This is a genomic window from Streptomyces ortus, assembly GCF_026341275.1.
In the GTDB taxonomy this organism is placed as follows: Bacteria; Actinomycetota; Actinomycetes; order Streptomycetales; family Streptomycetaceae; genus Streptomyces; species Streptomyces ortus.
Genome location: NZ_JAIFZO010000001.1, coordinates 15910 through 29281 on the forward strand (window position 1 = coordinate 15910; position 13372 = coordinate 29281).

General features: G+C 71.7%; 13 protein-coding genes, 3 pseudogenes and 1 riboswitch. Of the genes and pseudogenes, 7 read left to right on the plus strand and 9 right to left on the minus strand.

Annotation, left to right across the window (positions count from 1 at the left end; translation table 11 throughout):
• Nucleotides 1-178: 178 nt before the first annotated feature.
• Genes bioD through bioB form a run of 3 tightly spaced genes read right to left on the minus strand, consistent with a single transcriptional unit; the run spans nt 179 to nt 3450 of the window.
• Nucleotides 179-898 carry a dethiobiotin synthase gene (gene bioD / locus K3769_RS00100; protein WP_267024328.1) on the minus strand — a complete coding sequence of 240 codons (720 nt, stop codon included), beginning with the start codon at nt 896-898 and terminating at the stop codon, nt 179-181.
• A gap of 1 nt (nt 899) precedes the next feature.
• Nucleotides 900-2219, minus strand: coding sequence for an adenosylmethionine--8-amino-7-oxononanoate transaminase (locus K3769_RS00105; protein WP_267024329.1), 1320 nt, complete (start codon nt 2217-2219; stop codon nt 900-902).
• The gene (gene bioB / locus K3769_RS00110; RefSeq protein WP_267024330.1) at nt 2212-3450 is read right to left on the minus strand and encodes a biotin synthase BioB; all 1239 of its coding nucleotides are present in this window, start codon (nt 3448-3450) and stop codon (nt 2212-2214) included. The genes K3769_RS00105 and bioB overlap by 8 nt, the downstream gene beginning before the upstream one ends.
• Nucleotides 3451-3692: 242 nt before the next feature.
• Here bioB and K3769_RS00115 point away from each other — a divergent pair, with 242 nt between their 5' ends.
• Complete coding sequence (locus K3769_RS00115) at nt 3693-4895, plus strand: 8-amino-7-oxononanoate synthase (protein WP_267024331.1); 1203 nt, start codon at nt 3693-3695, stop codon at nt 4893-4895.
• Here the strand turns inward: K3769_RS00115 and K3769_RS00120 are convergent.
• Together K3769_RS00120 and K3769_RS00125 are read right to left on the minus strand one after the other, a co-directional pair.
• Entirely contained in the window at nt 4876-5112 is a 237-nt protein-coding gene (locus tag K3769_RS00120) for a DUF397 domain-containing protein (protein ID WP_267024332.1), read from the minus strand. The genes K3769_RS00115 and K3769_RS00120 overlap by 20 nt on opposite strands.
• A gap of 9 nt (nt 5113-5121) precedes the next feature.
• Entirely contained in the window at nt 5122-5979 is an 858-nt protein-coding gene (locus K3769_RS00125; RefSeq protein ID WP_267024333.1) for a helix-turn-helix domain-containing protein, read from the minus strand.
• A 260-nt stretch (nt 5980-6239) separates the two neighbouring features.
• Here K3769_RS00125 and K3769_RS00130 point away from each other — a divergent pair, with 260 nt between their 5' ends.
• Nucleotides 6240-6686: an ATP-binding protein gene (locus K3769_RS00130; RefSeq protein ID WP_267024334.1), complete on the plus strand. Its 447-nt coding sequence runs from the start codon at nt 6240-6242 to the stop codon at nt 6684-6686.
• Between the two features lie 38 nt (nt 6687-6724).
• Here the strand turns inward: K3769_RS00130 and K3769_RS00135 are convergent, their stop codons facing one another.
• The 3 genes from K3769_RS00135 to K3769_RS00145 all read right to left on the minus strand — a co-directional run bounded on the left by K3769_RS00135 (nt 6725) and on the right by K3769_RS00145 (nt 8663).
• Entirely contained in the window at nt 6725-7219 is a 495-nt protein-coding gene (locus tag K3769_RS00135; protein ID WP_267024335.1) for a DUF6328 family protein, read from the minus strand.
• 124 nt (nt 7220-7343) lie between these two features.
• Nucleotides 7344-7817 carry a C40 family peptidase gene (locus K3769_RS00140; protein ID WP_267024336.1) on the minus strand — a complete coding sequence of 158 codons (474 nt, stop codon included), beginning with the start codon at nt 7815-7817 and terminating at the stop codon, nt 7344-7346.
• A gap of 3 nt (nt 7818-7820) precedes the next feature.
• Nucleotides 7821-7976, minus strand: a riboswitch (cyclic di-AMP (ydaO/yuaA leader).
• A 378-nt stretch (nt 7977-8354) separates the two neighbouring features.
• Nucleotides 8355-8663, minus strand: coding sequence for a hypothetical protein (locus tag K3769_RS00145; RefSeq protein ID WP_267024337.1), 309 nt, complete (start codon nt 8661-8663; stop codon nt 8355-8357).
• A gap of 219 nt (nt 8664-8882) precedes the next feature.
• Between K3769_RS00145 and K3769_RS00150 the strand changes: the two are divergent.
• A pseudogene (locus K3769_RS00150) lies at nt 8883-9158 on the plus strand (type II toxin-antitoxin system Phd/YefM family antitoxin); the annotation flags it as partial.
• Between the two features lie 279 nt (nt 9159-9437).
• Here K3769_RS00150 and K3769_RS00155 read toward each other — a convergent pair.
• A pseudogene (locus K3769_RS00155) lies at nt 9438-9917 on the minus strand (ABC transporter permease); the annotation flags it as partial.
• 313 nt (nt 9918-10230) lie between these two features.
• Here K3769_RS00155 and K3769_RS00160 point away from each other — a divergent pair.
• The 4 genes and pseudogenes from K3769_RS00160 to K3769_RS00175 all read left to right on the plus strand — a co-directional run bounded on the left by K3769_RS00160 (nt 10231) and on the right by K3769_RS00175 (nt 13336).
• On the plus strand, nt 10231-10533 hold the full coding sequence (locus K3769_RS00160; protein WP_267024338.1) for an urease subunit gamma: 303 nt from the start codon (nt 10231-10233) through the stop codon (nt 10531-10533).
• A gap of 16 nt (nt 10534-10549) precedes the next feature.
• Complete coding sequence (locus K3769_RS00165) at nt 10550-10861, plus strand: urease subunit beta (RefSeq protein WP_267024339.1); 312 nt, start codon at nt 10550-10552, stop codon at nt 10859-10861.
• Complete coding sequence (locus K3769_RS00170; RefSeq protein ID WP_267024340.1) at nt 10854-12575, plus strand: urease subunit alpha; 1722 nt, start codon at nt 10854-10856, stop codon at nt 12573-12575. The genes K3769_RS00165 and K3769_RS00170 overlap by 8 nt, the downstream gene beginning before the upstream one ends.
• 89 nt (nt 12576-12664) lie before the next feature.
• Nucleotides 12665-13336 (plus strand): annotated as a pseudogene (locus tag K3769_RS00175) (urease accessory protein UreF).
• Nucleotides 13337-13372 lie beyond the last annotated feature (36 nt).

Sequence of the window (13372 nt, forward strand, 5' to 3'; positions counted from 1 at the left end):
GGCTCGATCAGTGCCCACAGTTCATCCGACACGATCCACGGTCGCGACTGACGTTTCCCCACGACCAGACCAACGACAGACCGCACCGATAGTCACATGATCAACGGCTTTTGTTAGAGACAGTTAGGGGCGCGGGGAACTGCGCAACGGGCGGCGCCCGACCGCACGCCGGCCCCCTTCACGCCCCCGCGTGCTCGGCCACGAACCCGTCCGCGTCCCACGTCCCCCCCAGCTCCGGCGCCAACCACCCACCCGCCGCGGCGCGGAAGGCCGCCACCGGAACCCCACCCGCCCCCGCGGGCAACGCGCCGAGCAACCCCGCCCCCGCCACCACCGGAAGATCCACGACGTTGCAGCGCGACGCCAGATCCGGCTCGTCCGGCCAGCTGCCGATCACGACGCCGAGCAGGTCGAGCCCGCGCGACCGCAGCTCCCGCCCCGTCAGCTCCGTCGTGTTCAGCGTCCCCAGCCCGGCCGACGCGACCACCACCACGGGCGCCCCCAACAACCGCGCCGCGTCCGCGAGCGTGCCGCCCTCGTCGTCGAACCGTACGAGCAGCCCGCCCGCGCCCTCCACCAGCACGAGATCGTGCCCGGCGGCCAGCTTCGCCGCGGCCTCCGCCACCCGCTCGGGCCGCACCGGCGCGAGCCCGGCGCGCCGGGCGGCCGTGGCGGGCGCCAACGGCTCGGGATAGCGGGCCAGTTCGACGGCCGTGACCGCCCCCGCGAGCCGCGCCACCTCCTCGGCGTCCCCGGGCTCACCCGGCAGCACCCCCGTCTGCGCGGGCTTGAGCACCGCCACCGACCGCCCGGCCGCGACGGCCGCCGCGGCGACGGCGGCCGTCGTGACGGTCTTCCCGACCTCCGTGCCGGTCCCCGTGATCACCCATACCGTCATCTCAGCCCTCCCGTGCCGCCGCGCACACGGCCGCCGTGATCCGCGCCAGATCGGCGTCACCGGTGACGTACGGCGGCATCGTGTAGACGAGGTCCCGGAACGGGCGCAGCCACACACCCGCGCGCACCGCCGCCCGGGTCGCCGCCGCCATGTCGATCTCGTGGTCCAACTGCACCACCCCGATGGCACCGAGGACGCGTACGTCCCGGACCCCCGGCAGTTCGGCCGCCGGCGCGAGCCCCTCCCGCAGCCCCGACTCGATCCGCTTGACCTCGGTCCGCCAGTCCTGGCCGAGGAGAAGGTCGATCGAGGCACAGGCCACCGCCGCGGCGAGAGGATTGCCCATGAAGGTCGGGCCGTGCGCGAGGACCGGCACCTCGCCCCGGGAGATGCCCTCCGCGACCCGCGAGGTGCACAGCGTCGCCGCCATCGTCAGATACCCGCCGGTCAGCGCCTTGCCGACGCACATCACATCCGGGGTCACGCCCGCGTGCTCCGCCGCGAACAACGCCCCGGTACGCCCGAAACCCGTCGCGATCTCGTCGAACACGAGCAGCACGTCATGCGCGTCGCACGCCTCGCGCAGCACCCGCAGATACGCGGGGGAGTGGAACCGCATCCCGCCCGCGCCCTGCACCACCGGCTCCACGATCACCGCCGCCAGCTCGTCCGCGTGCCGCTCGATCAGCGCGCGTACGTGTTCGGCGTACTCCTCCTCGTACGCGACCGGTGGCGCGTCGGCGAAGACCTGACGGTGGAGCACGCCCTGCCACAGCTCGTGCATCCCGCCCTCGGGATCGCACACCGACATCGGCTGCCAGGTGTCGCCGTGATAGCCGCCCCGCCAGGTCAGCAGCCGCTGCTTGCCCGGACGGCCGAGCGAACGCCAGTGCTGCAGACACATCTTGACGGCGACCTCGACGGACACCGAGCCGGAGTCGGCCAGGAAGACATGCTCAAGCCCTTCGGGCGACATGTCGACAAGGCGCTTCGCCAGTCGTACGGCGGGCTCGTGCGTGAGCCCGCCGAACATCACATGGCTCATCCGGCCGAGCTGGTCGCGCGCCGCCTCGTTGAGGACCGGGTGGTTGTACCCGTGGATCGCGGACCACCAGGACGACATGCCGTCGATCAGCTCGTCGCCTCCGCCGGCCGGCCGCAGCCGCACCCCGCTCGCCGACTCCACGACGATCGGCTCCTGTCGCCCCGGCATCGGCCCGTACGGATGCCACACGTGCCGCCGGTCGAGTTCGAGCAGCTCACGGACCTGATCGGCGGCCCCGGCATCCAGGGCGGAGCCGGGCGGGAGCAGCTCAGGCATTGGGTGCGAGATCCGTTCCGGCGCCCCGACGGCGTACCGCGACCAGGTCCGTGCGCGCCTCGGAGCCCCGCGCGGCCTCCTGGACCAGCTCCTCGGGGGCCGCCTCCCGCACGGTCGAGCCGCAGGGACCGCAACCACCGCCCCCGTGCGAACCGCACCCCGCGCCCGCGTCGGCGCCCGCCTCGGCACTCGCGCCCGTGTGCGAGCCGCATCCGGCGTGCGCGGTGGCCCGGTGCTCCGGGAGCGTCACCTCGCCCGTGCCCTCCACCTCGAAACCGGCGTCCGCGATCATGTCCAGGTCCGCCTTGCCCGCCTGGCCCTCACTGGTGAGGTAGTCGCCGAGGAAGATCGAGTTGGCGAGGTGCAGGGCGAGGGGCTGCATCGTCCGGAGATGGACCTCGCGACCGCCCGCGATCCGCACCTCGACGTCCGGGCAGACGAACCGCACCATCGCGAGGATGCGCAGACACCGCTGCGGGGTGAGGTTCCACTCCTTGGCGAGCGGGGTGCCCTCGAAGGGGATCAGGAAGTTGACCGGGACCGAGTCGGGGTCGAGGGCCCGCAGCGCGTAGACGACGTCGACGAGGTCCTCGTCGCTCTCCCCCATGCCCGCGATCAGACCGGAGCAGGCGGACAGCCCCGCCGCGTGGGCCTTCCGGACCGTGTCCACCCGGTCGGCGTACGTGTGGGTGGTGGTGATGTCCCCGTACGTTCCCTCGGACGTGTTGAGGTTGTGGTTGTAGGCGTCGGCCCCCGCGTCGCGCAGCCGCTCGGCCTGGCCGTCCGAGAGGAGGCCGAGACAGGCGCAGACCTCGACGCCCTCGTTCTGGTCCTTGATGGCCTTGATGGTGTCCGAGACCCGGTCGACGTCACGGTCGGTGGGACCGCGTCCGCTCGCCACCAGACACACCCGCTTGGCGCCGCCCGCGAGGCCCGCAGCCGCCGCCTCGGACGCCTGGTCGGGCTTCAGCCAGGTGTACTTGAGGATCTCGGCCTTCGAACCGAGCCGCTGCGAGCAGTAGGAGCAGTCCTCGGGGCACAGACCCGACTTGAGGTTGACGAGGTAGTTGAGCTTCACCCGTCGGCCGAACCACTGCCGGCGTACCCTGCCGGCCGCGGCCACCACATCGAGGAGTTCGTCGTCGGAGGTGGCCAGCACGGCCAGCGCCTCGTCGCGGGTCGGCAGCTCGCGCCGAAGCCCCTTGTCCAGCAGCGTGTTCAGCAGGTCCATGAGGTCCGATCCTGGCCTATCCGACCGCACCGGGCCAAGGAGGAACCGGACAACAGAGAGCGGCCGACGTGTGGGCATTGCCACATCATGGGTGGCTGGTGGTCCGGCTATGGTCTGTGCGTTGCCTACAAAAGGCGGCTGTGCGTTGTCCGCACAGGGCAGGCGGGACGGCCGGGCTGAACGTCGTGTGTCGGGGCCCCACGGGACACCCGCACCCACACCCCCTCATGGCCGGAGGACACATGCCCCGATCGCCGTTCGAGTGGATCGAGGAGCAGGCACGGGCGCGTGCCCGCGCCGGACTCGTCCGTACCCTGCGCCCGCGCCCCGCGGACTCCGCGCTCCTCGACCTCGCCGGGAACGACTACCTGGGCCTGGCCCGGCACCCCGAGGTCACGGAGGGCGCCGCGCGGGCCGCCAGGACCTGGGGCGCCGGCGCCACCGGCTCCCGGCTCGTCAGCGGTTCCACGGAACTGCACGCCGAACTCGAACTCGAACTGGCCGAGTTCTGCGGCTTCGAGGCAGCCCTCGTCCTCTCCTCCGGCTACGCGGCCAACCTCGCCGCCGTCACCGCGCTCGCGCCGCACGGCTCGCTCATCGTCTCCGACGCGGGCAACCACGCCTCGCTGATCGACGGCTGCCGTCTCGCACGGGGCACCACCCAGGTCGTCGCCCACGCCGACCCGGACGCGGTCCGCAAGGCGCTGGACACGCGCACCGGACCCGCGATCGTCGTCTCCGACACGGTCTTCTCGGTGGACGGCGACGCGGCCCCACTGCGGGCCCTGGCCGCCGCCTGCCGCGAAGCGGGCACGCCCCCCGGAGAGGCCGACGGGACCCGTGAGCCCGGTGCGTCCGGTGCGTCCGGCAGGTCCGGGGCGGGGCTGCTCCTGGACGACGCGCACGGGCTGGGCGTCGTCGGCGAGGGCGGGCGGGGCGCCGCGTGGGCGGCGGGGCTCGCGGGCGCGCCCGACGTCGTCACCACCGTCACCCTGTCCAAGTCGCTCGGCAGCCAGGGCGGTGCCGTCCTCGGACCGGCCCACGTCATCGACCACCTGGTGAACGCGGCCCGCACCTTCATCTTCGACACGGGTCTGGCCCCCGCGGCGGCGGGCGCGGCCCTCGCGGCCCTGCGTCTGCTGCGCGGGGAACCGCAGCGGGCCGCACGCGCGCGTGCGGTGGCCACCGCGCTGTACGAACGCCTGACGGCCGAGGGCCTCGAAGCCGTACGGCCCGACGCCGCGGTCGTCTCCGTACGCGCCCCCTCCCCGGAGCAGGCGCTGCGCTGGGCCGCGCGGTGCCGTGCCGCGGGGCTGGCCGTCGGCTGCTTCCGCCCCCCTTCGGTGCCGGACGGCGTATCCCGGCTGCGGCTGACGGCCCGGGCGGATCTCACCGACGAGCAGCTCGACCGGGCCGTCAACGTACTCACCGAAGCGCGTCGATAAAGCCTTCCCAGGCCGCCGGGGCGAAGACGAGGGCGGGGCCCGACGCGTTCTTGGAGTCGCGCACCGCGAGCAGTCCGGCCCAGGGACCGGAGTCCGGCCGGGCCGTCTCGACGCAGTTGTTCATACCGGTGCTGCGGCTGCTGCGCTGCCATCGCACACCGCGCAGCCGACCGCTGGGACGCGTGCTGGAAGGTACGTACCGACGCGGGGCGGGCATGGTGCCTCCTTATGCGCCGTCAGCCAGACCGGCGATGAAGTCCAATGTGTCCCCGGGCGAAAGGGCCTGGCCTCGGGCCGAGTCGAAGGCCGCCTCGTACAACTGGAGGTCGTCCTTCTGTTCGAGATAAAGGCTACTCGTCAAGTGGTCGAGAACAACCACATCCAGATCAGATCTGTTCGTAAACGAAAAAATAACAAAGGGGCCTGAGACTCCGATGTGCGCCCCAACTCCGAACGGCAGCACCTGAATCCGCACGTGAGGGAGGCGTGCGGCCTCCTGCAGCCAGGCCATCTGCCCTGCCATGACCTCGGGTCCGCCTACGTTCCGCCGTAGCACCGCTTCGTCCAGAACGGCACTCAGCCGGAGCGGTTTGTTCGAACGCAGCACGGCCTGACGTGCGAGGCGCACCTCCACGAGGGTGTCCACCTTGCCACCGTGCGTCCCGCCCACCACCGCACGCGTCACCTCGCGTGCGTACTCCGGTGTCTGCAGCAGGCCCGGCACCACGGAGTTCTCCAGCGTGCGCATCGAGTCCGCCTGCGCCTCCAGACTGATGAAATCGCTGTACGTCGACGGCAGGAGGCCCCGGTAGGCGTGCCACCAGTGGCGCCGGCCGTCGCCGTCCGAGCCCGCCAGCACGACCAGCAACTCGTGCAGTTCCGGGTCCCGGACGTCGTACGCGTCCAAGAGCCGCCGTACGTCAGCGGGCTTGACCCCGCTGCGGCCGGTCTCGATCCGGCTTACCTTCGACTGGTGCCAGCCCACCAGACGCGCCGCCTCACCGCTCGTGAGGCCCGCGTGGGCGCGCAGGGCGCGCAGTTGGGCGCCGAGCTTGCGTCTGCGCACCGCGGGGCCGTACCGCATGGCCGTCTCCTTCCGACCGTCGCGCGGGCGCTGGGGCGCCCGGCGTCACGCCGACGGTAGAGGACAAACCAGTCGCCCGCCCAAATACGGTCGACGGTCGCAGAGTTCACCGCTTCGAGCGACAGATATATGCATATCTTGGTGGATCGGCACCGTGAACGCCGAGGTAGTGGCACTCTGGCGCAAGCACCAGTCCGGGACCGTCCCGAAGTCATCCGCTTCGGTCGGACCCCGGTCCCGTGGGAAAGGGACGACGTCGCATGGCAGATCACCAGGAAGCATCCGTCACGCTGCCGAGCGATCCCGCCTCGGTCTCCGCCGCCCGTACGTATGTCACCGACGTCCTGGCCGAATGGGGACTGCCGTCCGACTCGGAGACCGCTGACACGGTACGGCTCATCGTCTCCGAACTCGCCACGAACGCGGTACAGCACACCTTCGGGCTGTCACCCACCTTCACGGTGGACATCGAGCTCGACCGTGACGAACAACTGCGCATCGGGGTGACCGACAGCCATCCGCGCTTTCCGAAGCGACTGCCGGCCGCCGTCCAGCAGGACAACGGCCGGGGCATGGTGATCATCCGCTGGCTGACCGCGGAATCCGGAGGCAAGCTCACGGTCCGGCCCACCAGGGAGGGCGGAAAGACCGTGTCGATCACGCTGCCCTGGACGGCGCCGGCACAGCCGGTTCCGGCCGCCGACTGACCCACGACCGGGGCCCCGGACTGACGCCCGGTGGAGCGTCAGTCGTCCAGGGTCTTGTTGATGGCCCGCTTCAGCAGGTACGGCAGGACCTCCCACAGACCGACGCAGAGAAGCAGAGTGGTCGCCCCGGCCACGATCCCCTCGGTCCGGTCCACCGCCACGTCCACCACGAGCAGTACGGAACCGGCCAGCGCGAGCGCGAGCACCGCCAGACCGGCCTGCGCGAGGCGGGACGACACATTCACCACCTGCGGCTTGGCGCCCTGCCGGAACAGCCGGCGGTGCAGGGCCGCGGGGGTCACGAAGAGGGCGGCGGCCAGCACCGAGAGCAGCAGAGTCACGACATACGTGGTGCGCTGCACGGCGTCGAGGGACGGGAACCGCGGGGTGAAGGCGAGGGTCAGCAGGAAGGCGAAGAGGATCTGGACGCCCGTCTGGGTGACCCGAAGCTCCTGGAGCAGTTCGAGGAAGTTCCGGTCGGCGCGCTCAAGACGGGTCTCGTTGCGCTCCTCGTGGTGGTGCGGATCGGCCATGAGTGAACGAGTAACCATTCAGCCGCCGAAATCACGCGTCCGGCGGGGCCCCTCATGGGGGGCGGCACGGCCGGGTCCCGCACGGGGTGGCCGCGGCGCTCGCCGCGGCCACCCCGTGCGCGGATCACCTGACCCGGCCGTACCAGACGCTCTTCGTCCAGATCTTCTGGAGCTTCACCACGTCCCCGGTCTTCGGGGAGTGCCAGATGCGTCCCTTACCGGCGTAGATGCCCACGTGGTAGACGTTCCGGCCCGAGTGGAAGAAGACCAGGTCCCCCTGCTTGCGGTTCGAGGAGGAGACGTGGTTCGTCTTGTTGTACTGGGCCGCGGCCGTGCGCGGCAGCTTCTTGCCCGCCTTCTTGAACGAGTACAGCGTGAGGCCGGAGCAGTCGAAGCGCTTGGGCCCCACGGCCCCGTACTTGTACGGGGAGCCCTTCTTGGAGGCCGCCACCTTGAGTGCCTTCGTCGCGGGAGTGGCCGCTTCCGCTTCGGCCGCGAAGCCGGGGGCCACTATGCCGCCGCCGACGGCGGCGATGGTCAGGACCGATGCGGTACCGGCCCTGCTGAACAGCGACGGGACACGATTGAGCGCAGTCATGCGCAACCCTTCGTCAGCCGCCTGTGAAGGATGACCTGTCGGATTCGGGCTGGCGAAGTTGCCCGGCCGCTGCTGCGGCTTCACCCCAAGGGCCACTCGGATCTCTCCGGCGGCCCGTCGTGCCTGGGTCCTCCACTCCTGCCGATGCACTTCTGTCGACCGGTCATCCGGGCAGCGGCAGGACTCGGCGTCCGCCCGGACCGCCCCGCCGCTTGTGGCGGGGGCTTGTCGTCGCAGGGATCTTGACGCACTGATGTCCCAAAAGCCGAGCGGAATCGGCGATTTGTGGTCTTACTCACCACTCACCCGTTCGGGTGGACAGCCCTTTCTACGGGTGGGCGTCGACTACCTCAAGGACCCCCGCACCAGCACCGGAATGGTTGATTCCACCCCGGAGGTACGCGCGTTGCGCAACTCCCGGGGGCCGGTGGGAGCGGGTCCGGCTACGCCAACCGGGGGTACCTCTTCTGGTCCGTTTCAACTCTGGTGCGGACGCCTCGTCAAGTGCCTGCGTGAGGCCGGGGCGGTGGGTGTACGTCAGGTGTCGGAGCCGGGCGGCAGGGCGACCCGGGCCGCCCTGCGCTCACCGTCGAGGACGCGCAGGGCCCGGGTCAGGGTTGCGGCGTGCAGCTCGTGTTCTCCCCGCTGGTGCATCAGCGTCAGGGCGTCGCGCAGCGCGGCGGCCCTGCTCACCAGCGCCTGGGCCGCGCGCAGTCCGCGGTAGGTGTCGCCGGAGTGGGCCGGATTGATCCGGCCGAGCAGGTCGACCACCTCCAGATAGCGGTCGATCAACTCGCCCTCGGCCCGCGTCAGGGCCGGCAGCGGGGGCAGTTCGGGGGGCGGCATCGACGGCTCACCCCGCGCCGGGTGTGTCGGCGGTACGGGACGCGCGGGATGCGCAGAGGGTGGTTCCGCGGCTGGGGGCGATCCGGTCGGTCGGCCGGGCGGCACTCCAGCGCCTGCCGGGTGGACGGTCGTGCGGGCTGTCGGGTCACGGCATACGCCTCCTCCGGAAGAGGTTCTGTAAAAAATGTACAGGACGTACATGACGTTATGATGGGGAGCATGGCCTACGAGATTCCGGTGACGCAAGCCAGGGCTGAGCTCGCCGACCTGATCAACCGCGTGGTGTACGGCGCGGAACGCGTCGTGGTGACGCGTCACGGAAAGCCCCTCGTCGCCCTGGTGTCCGCGGCCGACCTGGAGCGGCTTGAGAAGCTGGACGCGGTGGGGGACGAGCGGGTGGTCAGCTCGGTGTCCGGGGTGGGCGGGCCGGCACCCGGTCCCGCGACCGCCGAACGGCAGAGGTTCGGGATCGCGGCGGAGCGTCGGGGTCGGGGGCGTCGTAGGTCCGAGGTCCGTCGGGGGGCGGTTCCCTACGGCCCTGGGGTGGGTGGGGTCAGTCCGGGGGTGCGGTCCGGTGGGGCTCGGGTGCGCAGTTCCCCGCGCCCCCAGGTGGGACGCCCGACGGCACATATCAAGTTCCCCACCCCCCCAGCCGGAAGCCCGCCTCACCGACCACTCACCCAGGGGCGCGGGGAACCGCGCACCCGAGCCCCGGTCCGGGGTCGGTGGGTGACTCGCCCGGCCGTCGCTCGCCTAGGAACGCGGGGAATCGCGCACGACGTCGACGGTCTCCATCGCGGCGCCGTCCGCCCGCTGCGTCACGGCCTGCTGGAGCGTCTGCGCCACGAGTGGGCTCGCCGCCGAGGCGGTGAGCAGTTTGGGGCCCCGCTCGGTGACGACGACCGCGCCGTATACGGTCCGGTCCTCGATGGCGTCCCGGGCGGCGGCCTCGTCGGCGTAGCGGTGGATCTCGAAGGCGCCCTCGTGGGTCTCCAGTCGCTTCTGCACCTGGGCGGTCGCGGTCCCCGGGCCCGCCACGCCGAGCGGCAGGTCACGGGGAGCGGTACGGGCCGCGGGCCAGGCGAAGGCCCACAGGGCGAGGGCCGCCAGGGCCGGGACCAGCAGGACGACGGCTGCGATGTCGCGGCGGTGCGACGGCTGCGGCGAAGTGTGCTGTGCCGACGCGGCCGCCGCCGCCGATGGCGTGGACCCGGAAGTTGGCGTGCGCGGCGTGGCGGACGTGTCGGCGGACATGCTTTTTCCTCGATTCGCGATTCGGAGGGGGCGCGTTAAGAAGAAGGATCGTTCGTTTTAGCGACTGGGCCCCATGCGGGGCGCCTGCGGCCGACCGCGCCGTCCTCCGGGGCGGTTAACGTGTCTGAAACTCTGCGCAACTAGCCTGCACCACCACGTCACCAGGGGTTTTCGGGGCGGAAGGCGCGTCGAGGCGTGCGTTCCGGCCGCGGGCCGCAGTCACGGCAGATACGTACTGCGGTCGGATCCGGCATGGTGGCTGCGGCAGCCGGACCCCGCACGGTCCGGAGCGAGGACTGTGAGGTGGAGAGCCGTGCAACTGACGCCGCACGAGCAGGAGAGGCTGCTCATCCATGTGGCCGCCGACGTGGCCGAGAAGCGCCGGGCCCGGGGGCTGCGGCTGAACCACCCCGAGGCCGTCGCCCTGATCACCTCGCACATCCTCGAAGGAGCCAGGGACGGCCGCACGGTGGCCGAACTCATGGCCTCCGGCCGCCAGATCCTCACCCGCGAGGACGTCATGGAGGGCATCCCCGAGATGATCCACGACGTACAGGTCGAGGCGACCTTCCCCGACGGCACCAAGCTCGTCACCGTCCACGACCCGATCGTCTGACGGGGGAGCGGCAGCCATGATTCCCGGAGAGATCCTGTTCGCCGACGGGCCGGTCGCCTTCAACGAAGGCCTCCCCGTCACCCGGCTCACCGTCCTGAACGCCGCCGACCGGCCCGTCCAGGTCGGCTCCCACTACCACTTCGCCGAGGCGAACCCCGGCCTCGACTTCGACCGCGCCGCCGCACGCGGCCTCCGGCTCAACGTCGCCGCCGGCACCGCCGTGCGCTTCGAGCCCGGCATCCCCGTGGAAGTCGAACTTGTTCCGATCGCCGGCGCCCGCGTCGTGCCGGGGCTGCGCGGCGAGACCGGAGGACCCCTCGATGCCTGAGATCTCTCGTGCCGCCTACTCCGACCTGTTCGGCCCCACCACCGGCGACCGGATCCGGCTCGCCGACACCGACCTCCTGATCGAGATCGAGGAGGACCGCTCCGGCGGGCCCGGACGCGCGGGCGACGAGGCCGTGTTCGGCGGCGGCAAGGTCATTCGGGAGTCCATGGGGCAGGCCCGGGCTACGCGCGCCGACGGCACCCCGGACACCGTCGTCACGGGTGCGGTGATCGTCGACCACTGGGGGATCATCAAGGCCGACGTGGGCATCCGCGACGGCCGGATCACCGGCATCGGCAAGGCCGGGAACCCCGACACCATGGACGGCGTCCACCCGGACCTGGTCATCGGCCCGGAGACCGAGATCATCGCGGGCAACGGCCGCATCCTGACGGCCGGCGCCATCGACGCCCATGTGCATCTGATCTGCCCGCAGATCGCGGACGAGGCGCTGGCCTCCGGGATCACCACCCTCGTGGGCGGCGGAACCGGACCGGCCGAGGGGTCCAAGGCGACGACCGTCACGCCCGGCCCCTGGCACCTCGCCCGGATGCTGGAGGCGATGGAGCAGTACCCCCTCAACTTCGGGCTGCTCGGCAAGGGCAACACCGTCTCCGAGGAGGCGATGCTGTCGCAGCTGCGCGGGGGCGCGCTCGGCCTCAAGCTCCACGAGGACTGGGGCTCCACGCCCGCCGTCATCGACGCCGCGCTCACCGTCGCGGACCGCACCGGCGCGCAGATCGCCATCCACACGGACACCCTCAACGAGGCCGGGTTCGTCGCCGACACGCTCGCCGCCATCGCGGGGCGCACGATCCACGCGTACCACACGGAGGGTGCGGGGGGCGGGCACGCGCCGGACATCATGACCGTGGTCTCCGAGGCGCATGTGCTGCCCAGTTCGACCAACCCGACCCGGCCCTACACCGTCAACACCGCCGAGGAACACCTCGACATGCTTATGGTCTGCCACCACCTGAACGCCGCCGTGCCGGAGGACCTGGCCTTCGCGGAGTCCCGGATCCGGCCCACCACGATCGGCGCCGAGGACATCCTGCACGACCTCGGCGCGATCTCGATCATCTCCTCCGACGCCCAGGCGATGGGACGCGTCGGCGAGGTCATCATGCGGACCTGGCAGACCGCGCACGTCATGAAGCGGCGCCGGGGGGCGCTGCCGGGGGACGGGCGCGCGGACAACCACCGCGTACGTCGCTATGTCGCCAAGTACACGATCAACCCGGCCGTCGCCCAGGGTCTCGCCCGTGAGATCGGGTCGGTGGAGACCGGCAAGCTCGCCGACCTCGTGCTGTGGGAACCCGCGTTCTTCGGGGTCAAGCCGCATCTCGTGGTCAAGGGCGGGCAGATCGCGTACGCGCAGATGGGCGACGCCAACGCGTCCATCCCCACGCCTCAGCCGATCCTGCCGCGGCCCATGTTCGGGGCGATCGGCCGGGCCCCCGCCTCGAACTCGTTCAACTTCGTGGCGCCCATCGCGATCGAGGACGGGCTGCCGGAGCGGCTCGGTCTCGGGAAGCGGTTCGTGCCGATCGAGTCGACACGCGGGGTGACCAAGGCGGACATGCGCGAGAACGACGCCCGGCCGCAGGTACGGGTCGATCCCGACAGCTTCGCCGTCACCATCGACGGGGAGCTGGTGGAGGCGACGCCTGCGGCCGAACTGCCCATGGCGCAGAGGTATTTCCTGTTCTGAGGGCGGATGCCGGGGCCTGTATCGGCCCCGGCGTCCGGCCTCGGCATCCGGTCCCGGTCCGATCCTGGCTCAGCGTTCTGAGGTTCGTCATGTCGCGTGCTGCTCTGCTCGTACTGGCCGACGGCCGGTTTCCCGCCGGCGGGCACGCCCACTCCGGCGGGGCCGAGGCGGCGGTCAAGGCCGGCCGGATCACCGGGGCGGCGGACCTGGAGGAGTTCTGCCGGGGGCGGTTGCACACGGCCGGGCTGGTGGCCGCCTCCCTCGCCGCGGCTGCCGCGCTCGGGATCGATCCGGTGGAGCTGGACGGGGCCGCGGACGCCCGTACGCCCTCGGCCGCTCTCCGGGTCGCCGCGCGCAAGCTCGGGCGGCAGCTGATGCGGGCCGGGCGGGCGACCTGGCCGTCCGCCGAGCTCGACGCGCTGGCGGGGCGGTTTCCCAAGGGGGCGCATCAGCCGGTGGTGCTCGGGGTGGTCGCGCGGGCCGCCGGGCTCGGGGCGGAGGATGCGGCGTACTGCTCCTTGTACGAGTGTGTCAGTGGGCCGGCGAGTGCGGTGGTGCGGTTGCTGAGCCTTGATCCGTTCGAGGCGACGGGGGTGTTGGCGGGGTTGGCTCCTGAGGTCGATGTCGTCGTGGGGCGGGCTGTCGAGGGGCGCGGGAGGCGGTGGGGGGTGGGGTGGGGGTGTTGCCGGCGGGGGGCGCTCCGCTGTTGGAGGTCGGGGGAGGTGCATGCTGCTTGGGCCGTGCGGTTGTTTGCGTCGTAAGGGGTTTTCCTCGCCCCCGCCGCCCCTGCCCTTCCC